The organism is Streptomyces sp. R302 (assembly GCF_012927245.1).
GTDB lineage: Bacteria > Actinomycetota > Actinomycetes > Streptomycetales > Streptomycetaceae > Streptomyces.
In genome coordinates this window covers 526,814-542,740 of record NZ_JABBGE010000002.1, presented here as the reverse complement: position 1 = coordinate 542,740, position 15,927 = coordinate 526,814, and the positions used below count along the sequence as shown (strand labels likewise).

At 72.8% G+C, this 15,927-nt stretch carries 16 protein-coding genes and 1 pseudogene; 10 read left to right on the top strand and 7 right to left on the bottom strand.

Going from position 1 to position 15,927, the window contains the following annotated elements; genetic code table 11:
• Nucleotides 1-34 precede the first annotated feature (34 nt).
• Both HHL19_RS08295 and HHL19_RS08290 read left to right on the top strand, forming a co-directional pair.
• Complete coding sequence (locus HHL19_RS08295) at nucleotides 35-364, top strand: DivIVA domain-containing protein (RefSeq protein ID WP_169087163.1); 330 nt, start codon at nucleotides 35-37, stop codon at nucleotides 362-364.
• Entirely contained in the window at nucleotides 361-945 is a 585-nt protein-coding gene (locus tag HHL19_RS08290) for a DNA-3-methyladenine glycosylase I (RefSeq protein WP_169087161.1), read from the top strand. The genes HHL19_RS08295 and HHL19_RS08290 overlap by 4 nt, the downstream gene beginning before the upstream one ends.
• A 27-nt stretch (nucleotides 946-972) precedes the next feature.
• Here the strand turns inward: HHL19_RS08290 and HHL19_RS08285 are convergent, their stop codons facing one another.
• Nucleotides 973-1,776, bottom strand: coding sequence for an enoyl-CoA hydratase-related protein (locus tag HHL19_RS08285; protein WP_169087159.1), 804 nt, complete (start codon nucleotides 1,774-1,776; stop codon nucleotides 973-975).
• A 312-nt stretch (nucleotides 1,777-2,088) separates the two neighbouring features.
• Here HHL19_RS08285 and HHL19_RS08280 point away from each other — a divergent pair, with 312 nt between their 5' ends.
• Nucleotides 2,089-2,256, top strand: coding sequence for a DUF3117 domain-containing protein (locus tag HHL19_RS08280; RefSeq protein ID WP_009997451.1), 168 nt, complete (start codon nucleotides 2,089-2,091; stop codon nucleotides 2,254-2,256).
• A gap of 122 nt (nucleotides 2,257-2,378) precedes the next feature.
• Here the strand turns inward: HHL19_RS08280 and HHL19_RS08275 are convergent, their stop codons facing one another.
• Nucleotides 2,379-3,044, bottom strand: a complete 666-nt coding sequence (locus HHL19_RS08275; RefSeq protein WP_169087157.1) for an O-methyltransferase — start codon at nucleotides 3,042-3,044, stop codon at nucleotides 2,379-2,381.
• 142 nt (nucleotides 3,045-3,186) lie between these two features.
• Between HHL19_RS08275 and sigE the strand changes: the two genes are divergently transcribed.
• The 5 genes from sigE (at nucleotide 3,187) to HHL19_RS08250 (ending at nucleotide 7,823) form a co-directional block, all read left to right on the top strand.
• Nucleotides 3,187-3,945, top strand: a complete 759-nt coding sequence (sigE, locus tag HHL19_RS08270; protein ID WP_169087155.1) for an RNA polymerase sigma factor SigE — start codon at nucleotides 3,187-3,189, stop codon at nucleotides 3,943-3,945.
• Entirely contained in the window at nucleotides 3,942-4,817 is an 876-nt protein-coding gene (locus tag HHL19_RS08265) for a zf-HC2 domain-containing protein (RefSeq protein ID WP_346768448.1), read from the top strand. The genes sigE and HHL19_RS08265 overlap by 4 nt, the downstream gene beginning before the upstream one ends.
• Nucleotides 4,818-4,893: 76 nt before the next feature.
• On the top strand, nucleotides 4,894-6,555 hold the full coding sequence (locus HHL19_RS08260) for a trypsin-like peptidase domain-containing protein (RefSeq protein ID WP_169087152.1): 1,662 nt from the start codon (nucleotides 4,894-4,896) through the stop codon (nucleotides 6,553-6,555).
• 105 nt (nucleotides 6,556-6,660) lie between these two features.
• The gene (locus HHL19_RS08255; protein WP_169087150.1) at nucleotides 6,661-7,158 is read left to right on the top strand and encodes a sec-independent translocase; all 498 of its coding nucleotides are present in this window, start codon (nucleotides 6,661-6,663) and stop codon (nucleotides 7,156-7,158) included.
• A 62-nt stretch (nucleotides 7,159-7,220) separates the two neighbouring features.
• On the top strand, nucleotides 7,221-7,823 hold the full coding sequence (locus HHL19_RS08250; RefSeq protein ID WP_169087148.1) for a hypothetical protein: 603 nt from the start codon (nucleotides 7,221-7,223) through the stop codon (nucleotides 7,821-7,823).
• A 63-nt stretch (nucleotides 7,824-7,886) separates the two neighbouring features.
• On the opposite strand, the gene HHL19_RS08245 is transcribed toward HHL19_RS08250, so the two are convergent.
• From HHL19_RS08245 to HHL19_RS08235, 3 genes are read right to left on the bottom strand one after another with little or no spacing between them, the layout of a single operon-like run.
• Nucleotides 7,887-9,020, bottom strand: a complete 1,134-nt coding sequence (locus tag HHL19_RS08245) for an Mrp/NBP35 family ATP-binding protein (protein WP_169087146.1) — start codon at nucleotides 9,018-9,020, stop codon at nucleotides 7,887-7,889.
• Between the two features lie 44 nt (nucleotides 9,021-9,064).
• Complete coding sequence (locus tag HHL19_RS08240; RefSeq protein WP_169087144.1) at nucleotides 9,065-9,640, bottom strand: DUF1003 domain-containing protein; 576 nt, start codon at nucleotides 9,638-9,640, stop codon at nucleotides 9,065-9,067.
• Complete coding sequence (locus HHL19_RS08235) at nucleotides 9,633-10,901, bottom strand: CBS domain-containing protein (protein WP_169087142.1); 1,269 nt, start codon at nucleotides 10,899-10,901, stop codon at nucleotides 9,633-9,635. Before HHL19_RS08235 ends, HHL19_RS08240 begins: the two co-directional genes overlap by 8 nt.
• Nucleotides 10,902-11,243: 342 nt before the next feature.
• Here HHL19_RS08235 and HHL19_RS08230 point away from each other — a divergent pair, with 342 nt between their 5' ends.
• Together HHL19_RS08230 and HHL19_RS38435 are read left to right on the top strand one after the other, a co-directional pair.
• Nucleotides 11,244-12,014 carry a hypothetical protein gene (locus HHL19_RS08230; RefSeq protein ID WP_169087141.1) on the top strand — a complete coding sequence of 257 codons (771 nt, stop codon included), beginning with the start codon at nucleotides 11,244-11,246 and terminating at the stop codon, nucleotides 12,012-12,014.
• Nucleotides 12,015-12,096: 82 nt separating this feature from the next.
• Nucleotides 12,097-12,186, top strand: a pseudogene (locus HHL19_RS38435) (transposase); the annotation flags it as partial.
• 73 nt (nucleotides 12,187-12,259) lie between these two features.
• Here HHL19_RS38435 and HHL19_RS08225 read toward each other — a convergent pair.
• Together HHL19_RS08225 and HHL19_RS08220 are read right to left on the bottom strand one after the other, a co-directional pair.
• Complete coding sequence (locus HHL19_RS08225) at nucleotides 12,260-15,040, bottom strand: tetratricopeptide repeat protein (protein ID WP_169087139.1); 2,781 nt, start codon at nucleotides 15,038-15,040, stop codon at nucleotides 12,260-12,262.
• Complete coding sequence (locus tag HHL19_RS08220) at nucleotides 15,037-15,468, bottom strand: hypothetical protein (protein WP_169086363.1); 432 nt, start codon at nucleotides 15,466-15,468, stop codon at nucleotides 15,037-15,039. Before HHL19_RS08220 ends, HHL19_RS08225 begins: the two co-directional genes overlap by 4 nt.
• Between the last annotated feature and the right edge of the window lie 459 nt (nucleotides 15,469-15,927).

Sequence of the window (15,927 nt, the reverse complement as noted above, 5' to 3'; positions counted from 1 at the left end):
GGGAACGTTTTCCACTCCGGGGAGAGGCGCGCTGGTGTTCTGGTTTCTGCTCATCACGATGGTCGTGGTCGTCGCGGCGGTGACCCTCGCCGTCGTCGGCGGCGGCGACAGCGAGGTGCTGCCCGAGGCGGCCCCCGAGCAGCTGGTGGATCCGCTGCCGCTGAGCCGCCCGGTCGACCGCGCGGACGTCGAGGCGCTCCGGCTGCCGGTCGCCGCCCGCGGCTACCGGATGGAGGACGTCGACGACGTCCTGGACCGGCTCGCGGCGGAGCTCGCCGAGCGCGACGCGCGGATCGCCGACCTGGAGGCGGCCCTCGCGGGCGCGCCGGCCGGCGGTGAGCCGACCGAGGGCGAGGAGCGATGACCGGCGGGGCGATCCCGGGCCCGGACGGGCTGCCGCGCTGCCCCTGGGGCCTCTCGGCGGAGGACTACACGGCCTACCACGACGAGGAGTGGGGCCGCCCGGTCCGCGGCGACGACGCCCTCTTCGAGCGCCTCTGCCTGGAGGCCTTCCAGTCGGGCCTGTCCTGGATCACGATCCTGCGCCGCCGCGAGGGCTTCCGGCGCGCCTTCAAGGGCTTCCGCATCGCGTCCGTCGCCGCCTTCGGGGACGCCGACCGCGAACGGCTCCTCGCCGACGAGGGCATCATCCGCAACCGCGCCAAGATCGACGCGACCCTCGCCAACGCGAAACTGCTCGCCGACTGGTCGCCGGGCGACCTGGACGCCCTGATCTGGTCGTACGCCCCCGATCCGGCGACCCGCCCGGCCCCCCGCACCCTCGCGGACGTCCCGGCGATCACCGACGAGTCCACGGCCCTGTCGAAGGCCCTCAAGAAGAAGGGCGTCCGCTTCGTCGGCCCGACGACCGCCTACGCCCTCATGCAGGCCTGCGGCCTGGTCGACGACCACCTCGCGGACTGCGCGTCCCGGGGCGGGAAGTAGCACCCGCGCCGGGACGTCCCGCTCCGGTCAGCGGCCGAGGTACTTCGGCTTCTCCTTCGACAGGAAGGCGCGGACGGCGATGGTGTGGTCCTCGGAGGCGCCGGCGAGGGTCTGGAGCTCGTCCTCCTTGTCGAGGGCCTCGTCGAGGGAGTGGTCGGCGCCGTAGGCGACGGAGGCCTTGAGGGCCGCGTACGCCAGGGTCGGGCCCTCGGCGAGCCTGCGGGCCAGCTTCAGGGCCTCGGCGGGCAGGTCGGCGGCGGGGACCAGGCGGTTCACGATGCCCAGGTCGTACGCCTCCTGGGCGGTGAGCGTGCGGGGGAAGAGCAGCAGGTCGGAGGCGCGGCTCCGGCCGATGAGGCGGGGGAGCGTCCAGGACATGCCGGAGTCGGCGGTGAGCGCGACGCCCGCGAAGGAGGTGTTGAAGGAGGCGGTGTCGGCGACGATCCGGTAGTCGGCGGCGAGCGCGAAGCCGAAGCCGGCGCCGGCGGCGACGCCGTTGACCGCGGCGATCACGGGCTTCTTCATGCCGGCGAGCGCGCGGACGATCGGGTTGTAGTGGTCCCGGACCGTGGTCATCGTGGCGTTGGTGCCCGACTCCTGGTCCTGGAGCAGCAGGCCGACGTGTTCCTTCAGGTCCTGGCCGACGCAGAACGCCCGGTCGCCCGCGGAGGTCAGCAGCACCGCGCGGACCGCCGGGTCGGCCGCCGCGGCCTCGGCCGCGTCCCGCAGCGCCACCTTGGCGGCGATGTTCAGCGCGTTCATGGCCTCGGGCCGGTTGAGCGTGATGGTGGCGAGTCCGTCGCTCACTTCGTACAGGACCGTGTCGGCCATCGGGACCCCTTCGTCTCGTGGATGGGCTGATCAGCCCAGCATGACGGAGATCACCCGGTCCGCCCATGTGAGCTGCGTCAAAGAATCGGGGCCCGCGGAACGACCCGCGGCGGCGAAGTATCGCAGGCCGGACACCGAAATGAGGGGTTTTGAGAGAGCGCGTTGCGGAAGCGATGCCGATCGATGTTGGTCATCGGGTCCTGCGATGCGGGATAATGACCTGGAAGCAATGTGTTCGAAGCCGGTGAGGCGTGCTCCGTGGTACGGAGCTGCCCGGCTGAAGATGAGCTGGTTTCAGGAAGGGGAACGAGCATGGCGGCCATGAAGCCGCGGACGGGTGACGGCCCGCTCGAGGTGACCAAGGAGGGGCGGGGCATCGTCATGCGCGTTCCGCTCGAAGGCGGCGGTCGGCTCGTGGTCGAGCTGACCCCGGACGAGGCCGAGGCGCTCGGTGACGCCCTGAAGAAGGTCGTCGGCTGACCCTCCCTTATTCCTGTCCCACCGCCCCGGTACGGCCCCGCCGCACCGGGGCGGTGGTGTGTCCGGGGCCGGGGGGCGCGCAGGACGGGCGCGCGGCCGACGGGCGGGCGGCCGACGGGCGCTCAGCCGCGCCGGACCGCGCAGAGCAGGCCGTCGCCCACCGGCAGCAGGGTCGGCAGCAGCTGGGAGCTCTCCCGGACCGTGCGCAGCAGCTCGCGGACCCGCTGCACCTCGGCCGGCTGGGCGCCCGAGTCGACCGTGCGGCCGTCCGCGAAGACGCCCTCGAAGCAGATGAGACCCCCAGGTCGGAGCAGGCGCAACGATTCAGCGAGGTAGTCCGGGTACTCCCCGCGGTCGCCGTCGCAGAAGACGAGGTCGTATCCGCCGTCCGCGAGCCGCGGCAGCACGTCGAGGGCCCGGCCGGGGATGAACCGGGCGCGGTTGCCGGCGAAGCCCGCCGCCCGGAACGCCGTCTTCGCGAACTGCTGGTGCTCCGGCTGCACGTCCACCGTGGTCAGGGTGCCGTCCGGGCGCATCCCGAGCAGCAGGTAGATGCCCGACACGCCCGTGCCCGTACCGATCTCGGCCACCGCCTTGGCGTCCACCGACGCGGCCAGCAGACGCAGGGCCGCGCCCGTGCCCGGCGACACCGAGGGCAGCCCTGCCTCACGGGCCCGCTCGCGGGCCCAGCGCAGCGCTTCGTCCTCGGCGACAAAGGCGTCGGCGAACGCCCAGTCCGTCTGCCGGTTGGCGGTAATGGCCCTCTCCTGTCCCCTTAGTTGGCGCAACGGTGACTGTATCCGCTGTCAGCGGGAACCCGCAGATGGGACCGGGCGTTCACCAGGGGAAGGACGAGCGCGCGAGACGGCCGGTGTGGCCGGTTCAAAAGCTCGTAAAGATTTTTATCCGGAGCTAACGGGCGAGGTGGCTATGGTAGGGGCTCCACTGGACACCACCAGAGCCGATAGGGGAGGTGCGGCTGCGCCTGTGGATCGGAGAGGGGCGCTGCGACGCCTCCTCAGGTCGGCGGGTGAGCCGAAATCCGTGACCGACACCGCTGACAAGAGCGCCACCACTGCCACCGCACCCACCACCGCGACCTTCGCATCGGATGCGGAATCGCAGGCGTGGACTCCGCCCACCTGGGAGGAGATCGTCAGCACGCACAGCGGTCGGGTCTACCGCCTCGCCTACCGTCTGACCGGCAACCAGCACGACGCCGAGGACCTCACCCAGGAGGTCTTCGTCCGCGTCTTCCGCTCGCTGTCGACGTACACCCCGGGCACCTTCGAGGGCTGGCTCCACCGCATCACCACCAACCTCTTCCTCGACATGGTCCGCCGCAAGCAGCGCATCCGCTTCGACGCGCTCGCCGACGACGCCGCCGAGCGGCTCCCCAGCCGTGAGCCCTCCCCCCAGCAGGTGTTCAACGACACCCACTTCGACGCCGACGTCCAGCAGGCCCTCGACACCCTGGCGCCCGAGTTCCGCGCCGCCGTCGTCCTCTGCGACATCGAGGGGCTCTCGTACGAGGAGATCGCCGCGACCCTCGGCGTGAAGCTCGGCACCGTCCGCAGCCGCATCCACCGCGGCCGCTCCCACCTGCGCAAGGCCCTCAAGCACCGGTCGCCCGAGGCCCGCGCCGAGCGCGCCCTGGCCACCGTCGGATGGGAGGCCGGTCCAGCGTGAGCGGCACCCGCCCCTCGTCCCCGAGTCCCGCCGAGCACCACCTCGGGGACCGGCTCGCCGCGCTCGTCGACGGCGAGCTCGGCCACGACACCCGCGAGCGGGTCCTCGCCCACCTCGCCACCTGCGCCCGCTGCAAGGCCGAGGCCGACGCGCAGCGCGCCCTGAAGAACGTCTTCGCGGCCAGCGGCGCCCCGCAGCCCTCCGAGGGCTTCCTCGCCCGCCTCCAGGGACTTCCCGGCGGCCCCGGCGAGTCCGGGCGCTCCCCGCTGGAGCAGCTCCTCGAAGCCGGCGGCGTGAAGAGCGACGGCTTCGCCACGGCGCCCCCCGCCGCGCCGGACACCGGCACCGGCTTCCGGGTCCACGCCGTCACCACCCCGTCGGGACGCGGCCTGCGCTTCGCCGTCGCCGCCGCCGGCGCGGTCTCCTTCGCGGCCATCGCCCTCGGCGGCACCCTCCCCGCCGAGAGCTCCCTCACCGCCGCCGCGCGCGGCGGGCAGGGCACCGGCACCGCGGTCACCCCGCTGCGCGCGGGCGCCTCCACGGGACCCGGCACGGGCTCCGTCTCCGCCACCGGGCGGTCGGACCGCTCCGAGCGCTCCCCGGGCGGCGCCCAGTCCCTCGGCCGCGCCCCGGCCCCGCTGGTCCCCGGCACCGTGCCCGGCGCCATCGACCCCGCGGGAGTGGCCCCGGCGGACGCGAACGGGGCCGGTCCGATGGCGGCGATACGGCTCCGGGCGGCGACGCAGGCGCAGTCGCTCCTCGCGCTCTCGCCGTTCATACACCCGACGCCCGCCGCGCTCCAGCCGGCCTTCGGCCCGGCACCCAGCCCGGCCCCCGGCCCCTCCGGCCTCCCGCCGGGCTCCCCCCGCTGACCTCCGACCTGGTTGAATCCTCGGTCAGAGCGCCCGAACCACCGGTCGCTCACGGGTCAGCGGTTGCGGGGAGAGCATGAACGACGGGAAGCCGAACTGGTGGAGCCGGCCCTCGACGCCCCCGGAGGCGGCGCGGATACCCACGCCGCCCCCGGCGGAGGCGGACGACTTCCCCCTCCAGGCCCCGGGCCCGGCCGAGCCCGCCACGCCCGAGCCGGCGGCGGAGCCGCCCGCCACCCCGAAGGCCGACATGACGAAGGAACCAGCAGCCCCCGAGCCCGCCGCACCCCCTGCGGCCCCCGAGGCTCTTGCGGCCCCCGCGGCGCCTGACGAGGTGGCGGCCGCCCCGGCGGAGCCCGTGGCGACGGCCGAAGGCGCCGTGGCGGAGCCCGTACGGGATGAGGCCGGTGCCCCGCAGCCCCTGCACGAGCCCGACGAGTATCGGACGCCGCCCTACGGCGAGCCCGGCCCGTGGGCGCCCGCGCCGCCGGTGCAGCTGCCCGCCGCGCCCCTGCCCGGCCCGCAGGCCGCCGTCCCGGCGCCGCAGGCCGCCTGGGGTCAGTACGACCCCTGGGGTGTCGGCCAGGCCCCCGTGCCGCCGCCCGCGCGGAAGAAGTCCCGGCGGGGCCTCGCCCTCGTCGGAGCCCTCGCCTTCGCCCTCGTCACCGGCGTGATCGGCGGCGGCGTCGGCGCCTACATCGAGCGCAACGGCAGCATCGCCGTCGGCACCGTCGAGCTCCCGCAGGCCGGGGCCGGGACCACCGACCGCGCGCCCGACAGCGTCGCCGGCATCGCCGCCGCCGCCCTGCCCGGCGTCGTCACCCTGCACGTCAGCGGCGGCGGTTCGGCCGGCACCGGCACCGGCTTCGTCCTCGACAACCGCGGCCACATCCTCACCAACAACCACGTCGTCGACGCCGCCGCCACCTCGGGCGACATCACCGTCACCTTCTCCAGCGGCGAGACCGCCTCCGCCAAGCTCATCGGCAAGGACACCGGCTACGACCTCGCCGTCGTCCGGGTGACCGGCGTCACCGGCCTCAAGCCGCTCCCGCTCGGCAACTCCGACGACGTCCGCGTCGGCGACCCCGTCGTCGCCATCGGCGCCCCCTTCGACCTCTCCAACACGGTCACCTCCGGCATCATCAGCGCCAAGGAGCGCCCGATCACCGCCGGCGGCGAGAAGGGCGACGGCAGCGACATCTCCTACGTCGACGCCCTCCAGACCGACGCGCCCATCAACCCCGGCAACTCCGGCGGCCCCCTCCTCGACGGCAAGGGCCGCGTCATCGGCATCAACAGCGCCATCCGCGCCGCCGGCGGCTCCGGCGACGGGGGCGGCGGCAGCGGCGGCCAGGCCGGCTCCATCGGCCTCGGCTTCGCCATCCCGGTCAACCAGGGCAAGCGGGTCGCCGAGGAGCTCATCAACACCGGCAAGGCCACCCATCCGGTCATCGGCGTCAGCCTCGACATGCAGTTCAACGGCGACGGCGCCCGCGTCGGCGACAAGGGCAAGGACGGCACGCCGGCCGTCACCCCCGACGGCCCCGCCGCCAAGGCCGGCCTGCGCCCCGGCGACGTCATCACCAAGGTCGACGGCCAGCGGGTGCACAACGGCGAGGAGCTGATCGTGAAGATCCGCGCCCACCGCCCCGGCGACGCGCTCGCCCTCACGCTGACCCGCGACGGCAGGGAACTGACCCGGACGGTCACGCTCGGCTCCGCCCAGGGCACCTGAGGACCTGCCCGAGTACATGTGGCGGACATCGCAAGGTACCCGTCCGGCAGCCCGGGCGGGTACCGTGGTCCGGGCCGTCCTGGTCCGGCGTGAAGGAGCTATTAGGTGTTCAGCGACATAGGCGCACTTGAGCTGGTGACGCTCATCGTCCTCGCCGTGCTCGTTTTCGGGCCGGACAAGCTGCCGAAGGTCGTCCAGGACGTCTCGCGCTTCATCCGCAAGGTCCGGGAGTTCTCCGACAGCGCGAAGGAGGACATCCGCAGCGAGCTGGGGCCGGAGTTCAAGGACTTCGAGTTCGAGGACCTCAACCCGAAGACCTTCATCCGCAAGCAGCTCGACGGCAACGAGGACCTCGGCGAGCTCAAGGAGCTCCGCTCGACCTTCGACCTCCGCAAGGAGATGAACGACGTCGCCGACGCGGTGAACGGACGCGAGAGCACCCCCGCCCCCTCGCCCTCCGCCGCCCCCGCCGCGGCGCCCGCCGCGGTTGGGGGTACCTCCCGTACCGAAGGTCACGGGGGAGGCTCCGCGCCCGACCTGATGAAGAAGCAGGACCCGCCGGCCGCGCCCGAGCGTCCGCCGTACGACTCCGACGCGACCTGACACGGGGCGTCACCGGCCGGTCGCTATCCTCCTTGAGTTGACGCAACGAGGAGGCGGCCGGAATGAAGACGACGAGTCGGGTGGAAGCCGAGGGGTTTCTGCGCGCACCCTTCGCCTGGTACGGGCTCGACGAGGCGTTCACCGGGCCCCGCAGGCTGATGCAGATCGGCACGGCGGCGGACGGCACGGTCCAGCACGGCTCGGTGGGCCACGGTGACGAGCCGTCGATAAAGTCCGAGGTCGCCGGCACGGAGAAGGAGCGGTTCGCCGTCGTCGTGACCGTCGCCGCGCACCCGGTGCGGCGCACCGGCGACGGCACGGGCGTGCTCGACGCCACCACCGTCTCCTCCGCGGCCTGGCTGGCCGGCTCCGGACTGCTCGCCCACACCTGGCCCGCCTCGCTCGACCACGGGCTGCGGGACCACTGGCTCGACCAGCAGACCGAGACGGCCTTCGAGCTGGCCGACGACCTCGACGGGCCCGCCTGGACCGCGCTGTCGCTGCCGGTCGACGGGGTGCCGGTGCCCTTCCACTACCGCGAGTCCGAGTTCGGCTGGGTCCTCGCCGGCTCCGCCGGGGACGTGCACCTCGGGGCGTACGGGCGGGGCATGAGCGCGTACGGGCTCGGCTTCGCGCAGATCAAGGACCTGGGGCTCTACGCCTGAGGTTCCGGGTACGAGGAAGGGCGCCCCGGTCTCCGGGGCGCCCTTCCTCGTACCTGCGGTGGATCAGAACTTGTTGCGCGGCGTGATGCCCAGGCTCAGGCCCGAGAGGCCGCGCTGGCGGCCGCCGAGCTTGCCGGCGATGGCGCGCAGGGCGGAGCCCGCCGGGGAGTCCGGGTCGGAGAGGACGATCGGCTTGCCGTTGTCGCCGCCCTCGCGCAGGCGCACGTCGATGGGGATCTGGCCGAGGACCGGCACGGTGGCGCCCGTGGTCTTCGTCAGGCCGTCCGCGACCAGCTGGCCGCCGCCCGTGCCGAAGACGTCGACCATCTCGTCGCAGTGCGGGCACGGCAGGCCCGACATGTTCTCGACGACGCCGACGATCTTCTGGTGGGTCTGCACGGCGATCGAGCCGGCCCGCTCGGCGACCTCGGCCGCCGCCTGCTGCGGGGTCGTCACGACCAGGATCTCCGCGTTCGGCACCAGCTGGGCGACGGAGATCGCGATGTCGCCGGTGCCCGGGGGCAGGTCGAGCAGGAGGACGTCCAGGTCGCCCCAGTACACGTCCGCGAGGAACTGCTGGAGCGCGCGGTGCAGCATCGGGCCGCGCCACACGACGGGCGTGTTGCCCGGGGTGAACATGCCGATGGAGATGACCTTCACGCCGTTCGCCGACGGCGGCATGATCATGTTCTCGACCTGGGTCGGACTGCCGTCCGCGCCCAGCATGCGGGGCACGCTGTGGCCGTAGATGTCGGCGTCGACGACACCGACCTTCAGGCCGTCCGCGGCCATCGCCGCCGCCAGGTTCACCGTCACCGAGGACTTGCCGACGCCGCCCTTGCCGGACGCCACCGCGTACACCCGGGTCAGCGAGCCCGGCTTCGCGAAGGGCACCTCGCGCTCGGCGGTGGTGCCGCGCAGCGCCGCCGCCAGCTCCTTGCGCTGCTCGTCGCTCATCACGTCGAGCGTCACGTCGACACCGGTGACGCCCTCGACGCGGGCGACGGCCTCGGTGACGCGTTGCGTGATGGTGTCGCGCATCGGGCAGCCGGAGACCGTCAGGTAGACCGTCACCGCGACCTTGCCGTCCGGTCCGATCTCCACCGACTTGACCATGCCGAGTTCCGTGATCGGACGATTGATCTCGGGGTCGTTCACCGTCGCCAGTGCTTCGAGCACCGCGTCTTCCGTAGCCATAGGTCCGATGGTACGGGGACGACCACCCGGCTATGAAAGGGCTGTCAACGGTCGGGTACGTCACTCCGCCGCTCGCCGTCCGGCGGGAATAGATCACGTTCCTGCCCCCGCTCCTCCAGCTCCCTCACCAGATCCTGGAGTTCGGAGCGGATCCAGTCGCGGGTGGCGACCTCGCCGAGGCCCATCCGGAGCGCCGCGATCTCCCGCGTCAGGTACTCGGTGTCGGCGATCGACCGCTCGTTCTGCTTGCGGTCCTGCTCCAGGTTGACCCGGTCCCGGTCGTCCTGCCGGTTCTGCGCGAGGAGGATCAGCGGGGCCGCGTACGAGGCCTGGAGGGACAGCGCCAGGGTGAGGAAGATGAAGGGGTACTCGTCGAACCGCAGCGACGCCGGGGCGAAGACGTTCCACCCGATCCAGACGACGACCGTCAGGGTCATCCAGACCAGGAAGCGGCCGGTCCCCAGGAAGCGGGCGATGCGCTCCGAGAGCCGCCCGAAGGCCTCGGGGTCGTACTCCGGCAGCAGCCGGTAGCGCCGCTCGCTCGGCAGGTCGAGGCGGATCCGGGGCACGGGCCGCTCCCGCTCCCGCTCCCGCTCCCGGTCCTGCGTCCGCTCAGCCACCGGGCACCCCCTCCTCGTGGAACTCGGTCTCCCGCCAGTCCTCCGGCAGCAGGTGGTCGAGCACGTCGTCGACGGTGACCGCGCCGAGCAGCGACCCGCTCTCGTCGACGACCGGCGCCGCCACCAGGTTGTACGCGGCGAAGTAGCTGGTCACGGCCGGCAGCGCGGTGTCCGGGCCGAGCGGCGGCAGATCGCTGTCGACGAGCGAGCTGACCAGCGTGAACGGCGGGTCGCGCAGCAGCCGCTGGAAGTGCACCGTGCCCAGGTACTTCCCGGTCGGCGTCTCGTCCGGCGGCCGGCACACGTACACCTGCGCCGCCAGCGCCGGCGACAGGTCCTGCTGTCGTACGCGGGCGAGCGCGTCGGCCACCGTGGCGTCCGGGCGCAGCACGATCGGCTCGGTCGTCATCAGACCGCCCGCCGTGCGCTCCTCGTACGACATCAGCCGGCGCACGTCGGCCGCCTCGTCCGGCCGCATCAGGGTGAGCAGCCGCTCCTTCTCCTCGTCGGGGAGCTCGTTGAGGAGGTCTGCGGCGTCGTCGGGGTCCATCGCCTCCAGGACGTCGGCGGCCCGCTCCTCCTTCAGCTTGCCGAGGATCTCCACCTGGTCGTCCTCGGGCAGCTCCTCCAGGACGTCGGCGAGCCGGTCGTCGTCGAGGGCGGCGGCGACCTCGGCGCGCCGCTTGGGGGAGAGGTGGTGCAGGGCGTTGGCGAGGTCGGCGGGGCGGAGCTTCTCGAAGGTGGCGACCAGGCTCTCGGCGCCCTGCCCGTGCTCCTCCAGGGAGAAGCCGGTGACGGCCGACCACTCCACGGTCAGCGTCTCCCCCTTGCGGCGCAGCGCCCCGCCCTTGCCGCGGCGGACGAAGACCTTGTCGATCTCCCAGTCGCGGCGGGCCGGCAGCTGCTGGATGGCGATGTCGAGGACGGTGACCTCCTCGCCGGTCTCGACGAGCGTCACCCGCCGGTCGAGGAGCTCGCCGAGGACGAGCCGCTCGGTCGGTCGCTGTTCGAAGCGACGCATGTTGACGACGCCGGTGGTGATGACCTGGCCGGACTCGACACCGGTGATCCGGGTCATCGGGACGAAGACCCGGCGCCGGCTCAGCACCTCCACGACCATGCCGAGCAGCCGGGGCGGGCGGCGGCCGACGCGGAGCATCGCGACCAGGTCGCTGACCCGGCCCACCTGGTCGCCGACGGGGTCGAAGACGGGCACGCCGGCGAGGTGGGAGACGAAGATACGGGGGGCGCCTGCCGCCATGCCTCGCGCCTCCTCGGTGCCGCACGATCCGGGTCGCCGCGCCGCCTCCGGGGGCTTCGCGGCTTTTACGATGTCCTGGGCGGACTCCGCAGGGTTCAGGCTAGCCCGTGGTGTTCCGCCCCGCTCCGGCAGCGCCGCCGTCCGGCTGCCTGCGGGGGCGCCGGGCCCGCCCGGGTACGCTGCGGTCTGCCGCCCCCCACCGGCACCGGCCGGCCCGTCCGGCCGACCCCGGCGGCCCCTCCCGCCGTGTGTGCGCGTGGCCGGGGCCCCGTTCCCCCCCGCACCGCAGAACGAGAGGCAGCGCAGGTGGCCGTCCGCACCCCGTCATCGCGTATTCCGTCCGTGCCGTCGGCACGCGCCCGCACGGCCCCCGCGGGCCGGTTCCGCCGGGCGGCCGTGCCGCTGGTGCTGTGCGCGGGGCTGGCGGTGGGTCTGACGGCCTGCGGGGCCGATCCCGACGAGGGGACGAACGGGGTCGGGAAGCTGTCGGCGCCGGAGATCGAGCGGGAGGCCCGCACGGCGGCGGACGCCGCGAAGGCGGTACGGCTCGCGGGCACCCTGGTCAGCAAGGGCGGCACCTTCAAGCTGAACATGCGGCTGAAGCAGAACGGCGGCACCGGCTCGGTGACCACGAAGAACAACACCTTCGAGCTGCTGCGGGTCGGCGACGCGCTCTACCTCAAGGCCGACGCCGGCTTCTGGTCGCACGAGAAGGAGGGCGACGGCAAGCCCACCGAGGCCGACACGGAGGCCGCCGACAAGCTCGGCGACAAGTACGTGAAGGTGCCGAGCGACGACCCCTCGTACAAGCAGCTGCGCGGCTTCACGGAGATGGACCAGCTGCTGCGCGGACTGATCGGGCTGCACGGCGAGGTCGTCAAGGGCGACCGGGACCAGATCGGCGGCGTCCGCACGGTGAAGGTGAAGGGCGGCGCGGAGGGCCAGGGCGGCACCCTCGACGTGGCCCTGGAGGGCTCGCCGTACCCGCTGCGGTTCGCCCGCGGCGGCGGTGCGGGCCTGGTCGTCCTCTCCGAGTGGGACAAGGACTTCCCGCTGGCCGAGCCGGACCGCGAGGAGACCCTCGACTACGGCCGCCAGCTGCCCCGGACCTGAACCGGGCTCGGCCGGCGCCCCAGTCCCACAGCGCCTGGAGCACCGGCCCGCCGGCCGCTCGGACAGCACCTAGTCGGAGAGCCTGCTCGCCGCCTACGACCTGGGCAAGGACCAGCTCCACGGGCACATCAAGAAGACCAGGAACCGCTCGAAGTTCCTGGAGTTCTGCCGCTCCGGAGCGGGCGCGACTGCGACTCCTGTGTGGAGATACCCGCCTGGGACCGCAGTCGGACTCCGTCCGCTCCTCAGTAGGAGGGCTCGTCATCGTTGTCGAACGCGGAATCGACGCTGTACGAAGAGCCGTAATCCTCGTCGGACGGGGACGAGGAGGACGAGGGAGAAGAGTCGTAGCTGCTCGATCCGCTGGACGAGGAGGTGTCGTCGGCAGCAGGGACGGAGGAGCGGTGACCGCCCGCCTTCGTGTCACGCGGGCGCGATCCGCCGAAGCCGTACTGGTGAGCGGGCCTCGGGGCGGGCCGTTCCTCCGCTGCGTCGACAGGCAGCGGGGAGACGGTGGGGCCGGTCGCGTCGGCGACAGTGCCCACGGGGAGAGCGGTGAGGGTGGAGCCGTCCGAGAGCGACGGTACGACCAGACCGTGTGACGCCAGGTAGCCGTCCGGGAGGTGACGCCCGGCGGCGAGGCTGTCGGGGGTGCCCGGGGAGGCGTCGTACAGAGGCAGGGCGGCTGCCGGCGGCAGGGCGATGAGAGGGCTGAGCGGCTTCAAGGGGACGCGCCGTAGCGAAGCGCGACGGCGGACGAGACGGCGGATCGTCCGGTGTGCCTCCCGCGCCTGTTGCTCCAGCTTCCTCGCCTCGTGCCGCGCCGCGTCGGGGCGAACCTCGGAGAAGTGCTGGATCGCGATCCGCAGCCAGTCGCGGGTCTCGCGAACGTTTCCCGTCGCCGCGCAGGCGAGTCCCAGGTTGTACGCGGCCTGACCCCGTCCGAACCGGTCCTCGGCCGGGAAGGCGTGGAAGGCCCGCCGGTAGGAGTCCCGGGCGGCCCCCAGGTCGCCGCTGTGCAGTCGGACGTTCCCCAGGTGTACGAGCGACTGGCCCTCGCGGTGTGCGTCCCTGCCCCGTCTGCTGTGCTCGACAGCCTGCTCGTGCCGCGCGAGGGCCTTCGGGCCATCACCGTGACGGGCCGCCACGACACCGAGATTGTTGAGGATCGCCGCGATCCCGCTTCCCGTCCTCAGGATGTCCCGAGAGGGGCGCTGCTCACAGGCCTTCAGCACGTGTTCGAGCGCGGCGGCGCCCTCGGAGCCGGTCCTCAGGGGTTCATCGAGCTCGCTCAGCGCCCGGTACATGAGGGAGGCCGTCACGTCCAGGTGGCTGTTCCGAGGGTCCCCGGCGTCCACCGACGCTCGGTAGTGGGCCAATGCCTCGTTCAGGAGGCTCTGTTGGTGGTACGCCCTGCCGATCTCCCGCAGCAGGTGGCTTCGGGATTCCCGGAAGCCGGAACGACGCGCGAGGCGGGCCGCCGTCTCGTGGGTGAGCACCCAGTCGTCCCAGTGCTTACGCAGGTCGAAGAACGGTGTCAGGGCGAAGGCCAGGGATACGGCGGGTGCGTCTGCCTGCTCGTGGTCCTGGGAGCGGAGCACGGCGGCCACCAGGTTCGGCCGCTCTGCGTCCAGCCACGCGAGCGCGGAGCCGACGGTACCCAAGCCCGCTTGAGCGCGAGCGGCAGAGTGCGGCGCCGACCTTCCTCCCCACTCCCCATGGACCGTGCGAGCGTCTCCCGGGACACCGGGCAGACGCGTGACGGCGGTCCTGGCCGTCACCTCGTAGTGGTCCAGGAGCCGGGTGAACGCGTACTCCCGCTCGTCGGCGGGGACTTCCTGGCAGCGCTCCTGGGCGTACAAAAGTACGAGGGATTCGAAGCGGTACCCGTCGTAGCCTGTGCTCTGTTCGAGGAAACGCAGGTCGTGCAGCTCGCTCAGCCGTCTGGCGGCCACCAGCGGTGAGACGCCCTCAAGCGCGGCGGCGGCGTGGACGCTGATGTCGGGTCCGGGGTGGAGCGCCAGGAACCGGAGCGTTCTCCGGGCGTGGGTGGAGAGCAGTCGGTACGACTCGTCGAGGGCGGAGCGTACGCTCAGGTCTCCGGTGTCCAGTTCGGCGAGCCGCCCGGAGGAGTCGGCAAGCCTGTCGTGGAGTCTGGCGATGGACATGCCCGGCTGAAGGACGAGAATGCGTGCCGCTCGCATCAGGGCGAACGGCAGGTGGTCGCAGAGCTCGGCCACTGCCCGCGCGCCTTCGGGATCGTCGGTGATCCGCTTGTCCCTGCCGAGCGCGTGCTCGACGACAGCGCCCAGGAGAGCGACCGCGTCGGAAGGCGCGAGCCGGTCGAGAGCGTGGAATTCCGCGTGCTCGTCCAACAGCGCGGTCAACTGTCGGCGGCTGGCGACCAACAGCCGCGCGGTGCCGCCGGGCGGCAGGAACGGCGTGACCTGCTCGGCCGCGGTGACCCCGTCCAGGACGATCAGCACCGGCTTGCCGTGCGCCTCGCCGTGGTCGAGCAGACAGCGGACGAACAGCTCTCGCTGCTCGTCGGGTGTCCCCGACCGGGGCACGGGCCGGTCCAGCGCGACGGCCAGCATGCGCAGAGCCTGGCTCAGCCCGTCGCCGACCGTCCCCGTGCCGCCAGGCCGGTTCCCCATGTCGATGAACAGCTCGCCGCTGAACCAGCGGCGCCGGCCGCGCCGCGCCTCCTGGGCCACCGCCCTGAGCAGGAGGGTCTTGCCCACACCAGCCGGGCCGTGGACGACCACCGGTCCCGAGGCGCCGCGGGCGGGGTCCAGCCCGGCCAGCACCTGTCGGGTCTCGATCTCCCGGTCGACCCAACGGCCGACGTCGGGCATCCGTCCCACCACCTGGGCCCTGACCTCCCGGGGCAGATTCCAGGTGTTGATCTGAACGCCGTGGTCCCCCATCTGCTGAGGGCTCTCGCGGTAGGTGATTCCCGTCAGGTGGGTGACGTCCGTCCGTCGTCTGCTCGAACCGTCCGGGACGTCGGGTTCACGCGTCACGTGTCGGAGCCGTAGTGGTTCTGCATGTGGTTGTGGTTGCCGTACTGCTGCGGGGACTTGTCGTAGGTGTTGTCGTGGACGTGCAGCACCGGATACCGGTCCGCCACCGCCGGAACCAAGGCGATCAGCTGCCTCAGCTCCGCCTCCGTCTGCTGCCGAAGCCGGTCGTCCACATCGCCGAGCAGGGCCGAGAAACGCGCCTCCCACAGACTCGCCTGGCGGCTGTTTCCCTCCGCGTCCTGCGACGCCCGGACCAGCTCCGTCCGCTCCAGGTCGAGCTCCACGTCGTCCTCACCGCTCCGGCCCGGACGACGCCGGAAGATCCGGACCACGCCGTCGCGGACGCTCCCCCACGCCTCCGTCCCGGCAGCCTGCACCACGGCCGTCCCACCCGCCGCGGCCAGCGCTATCAGCGACTCGTTCAGCATCCCCCGCACCCTCTCCCCTGGCCATGAACGGCACTCGCCTCTTCCCCGTCCCCACCCGCGGCCAAACGAGGCGCCGGCGCGAACACGTACGCATCCACCGCTGGATGACGACCCGGCACAGTCACTTCATCCCTGGCTCACCGCGTACCAGCGAACCGTGAGCCACCGCACGATGGAGGCAGATCACCCGTTGCTCCCGCTTGAGGATCACGGGTCACGCCTTGTGGCAGCGATCCGGGCCGCCGGCTTCGGCGTCGCGTGACGCGCGGTTCGTGGCGATCGGGCCCGCTGGAGCGGCCGGCCGGGGCGCCGGACCCGCGTGACCCGCGCGGGGTGCACCACCGCCCGGCCGCTGTGCTCGCACTCACCGCGTGCGCGGTGCCGGCCAGGGCGACCTCCTTGCCGGCGGTCGGCGAGTGGATCGACGAACCGGGTGTCACACGGCAACGCCGGAGCCCT

What these genes read in the sequence shown, in the direction of transcription:
- HHL19_RS08280 (WP_009997451.1), top strand. Translation starts at nt 2,089, where the DNA reads ATGGCGGCCATGAAGCCGCGGACGGGTGACGGCCCGCTCGAGGTGACC.
- HHL19_RS08260 (WP_169087152.1), top strand. Translation starts at nt 4,894, where the DNA reads ATGAACGACGGGAAGCCGAACTGGTGGAGCCGGCCCTCGACGCCCCCG.
- HHL19_RS08290 (WP_169087161.1), top strand. Translation starts at nt 361, where the DNA reads ATGACCGGCGGGGCGATCCCGGGCCCGGACGGGCTGCCGCGCTGCCCC.
- HHL19_RS08250 (WP_169087148.1), top strand. Translation starts at nt 7,221, where the DNA reads ATGAAGACGACGAGTCGGGTGGAAGCCGAGGGGTTTCTGCGCGCACCC.
- HHL19_RS08220 (WP_169086363.1), bottom strand. Translation starts at nt 15,468, where the DNA reads ATGCTGAACGAGTCGCTGATAGCGCTGGCCGCGGCGGGTGGGACGGCC.
- HHL19_RS08235 (WP_169087142.1), bottom strand. Translation starts at nt 10,901, where the DNA reads ATGGCGGCAGGCGCCCCCCGTATCTTCGTCTCCCACCTCGCCGGCGTG.
- sigE (WP_169087155.1), top strand. Translation starts at nt 3,187, where the DNA reads ATGGTAGGGGCTCCACTGGACACCACCAGAGCCGATAGGGGAGGTGCG.
- HHL19_RS08245 (WP_169087146.1), bottom strand. Translation starts at nt 9,020, where the DNA reads ATGGCTACGGAAGACGCGGTGCTCGAAGCACTGGCGACGGTGAACGAC.
- HHL19_RS08285 (WP_169087159.1), bottom strand. Translation starts at nt 1,776, where the DNA reads ATGGCCGACACGGTCCTGTACGAAGTGAGCGACGGACTCGCCACCATC.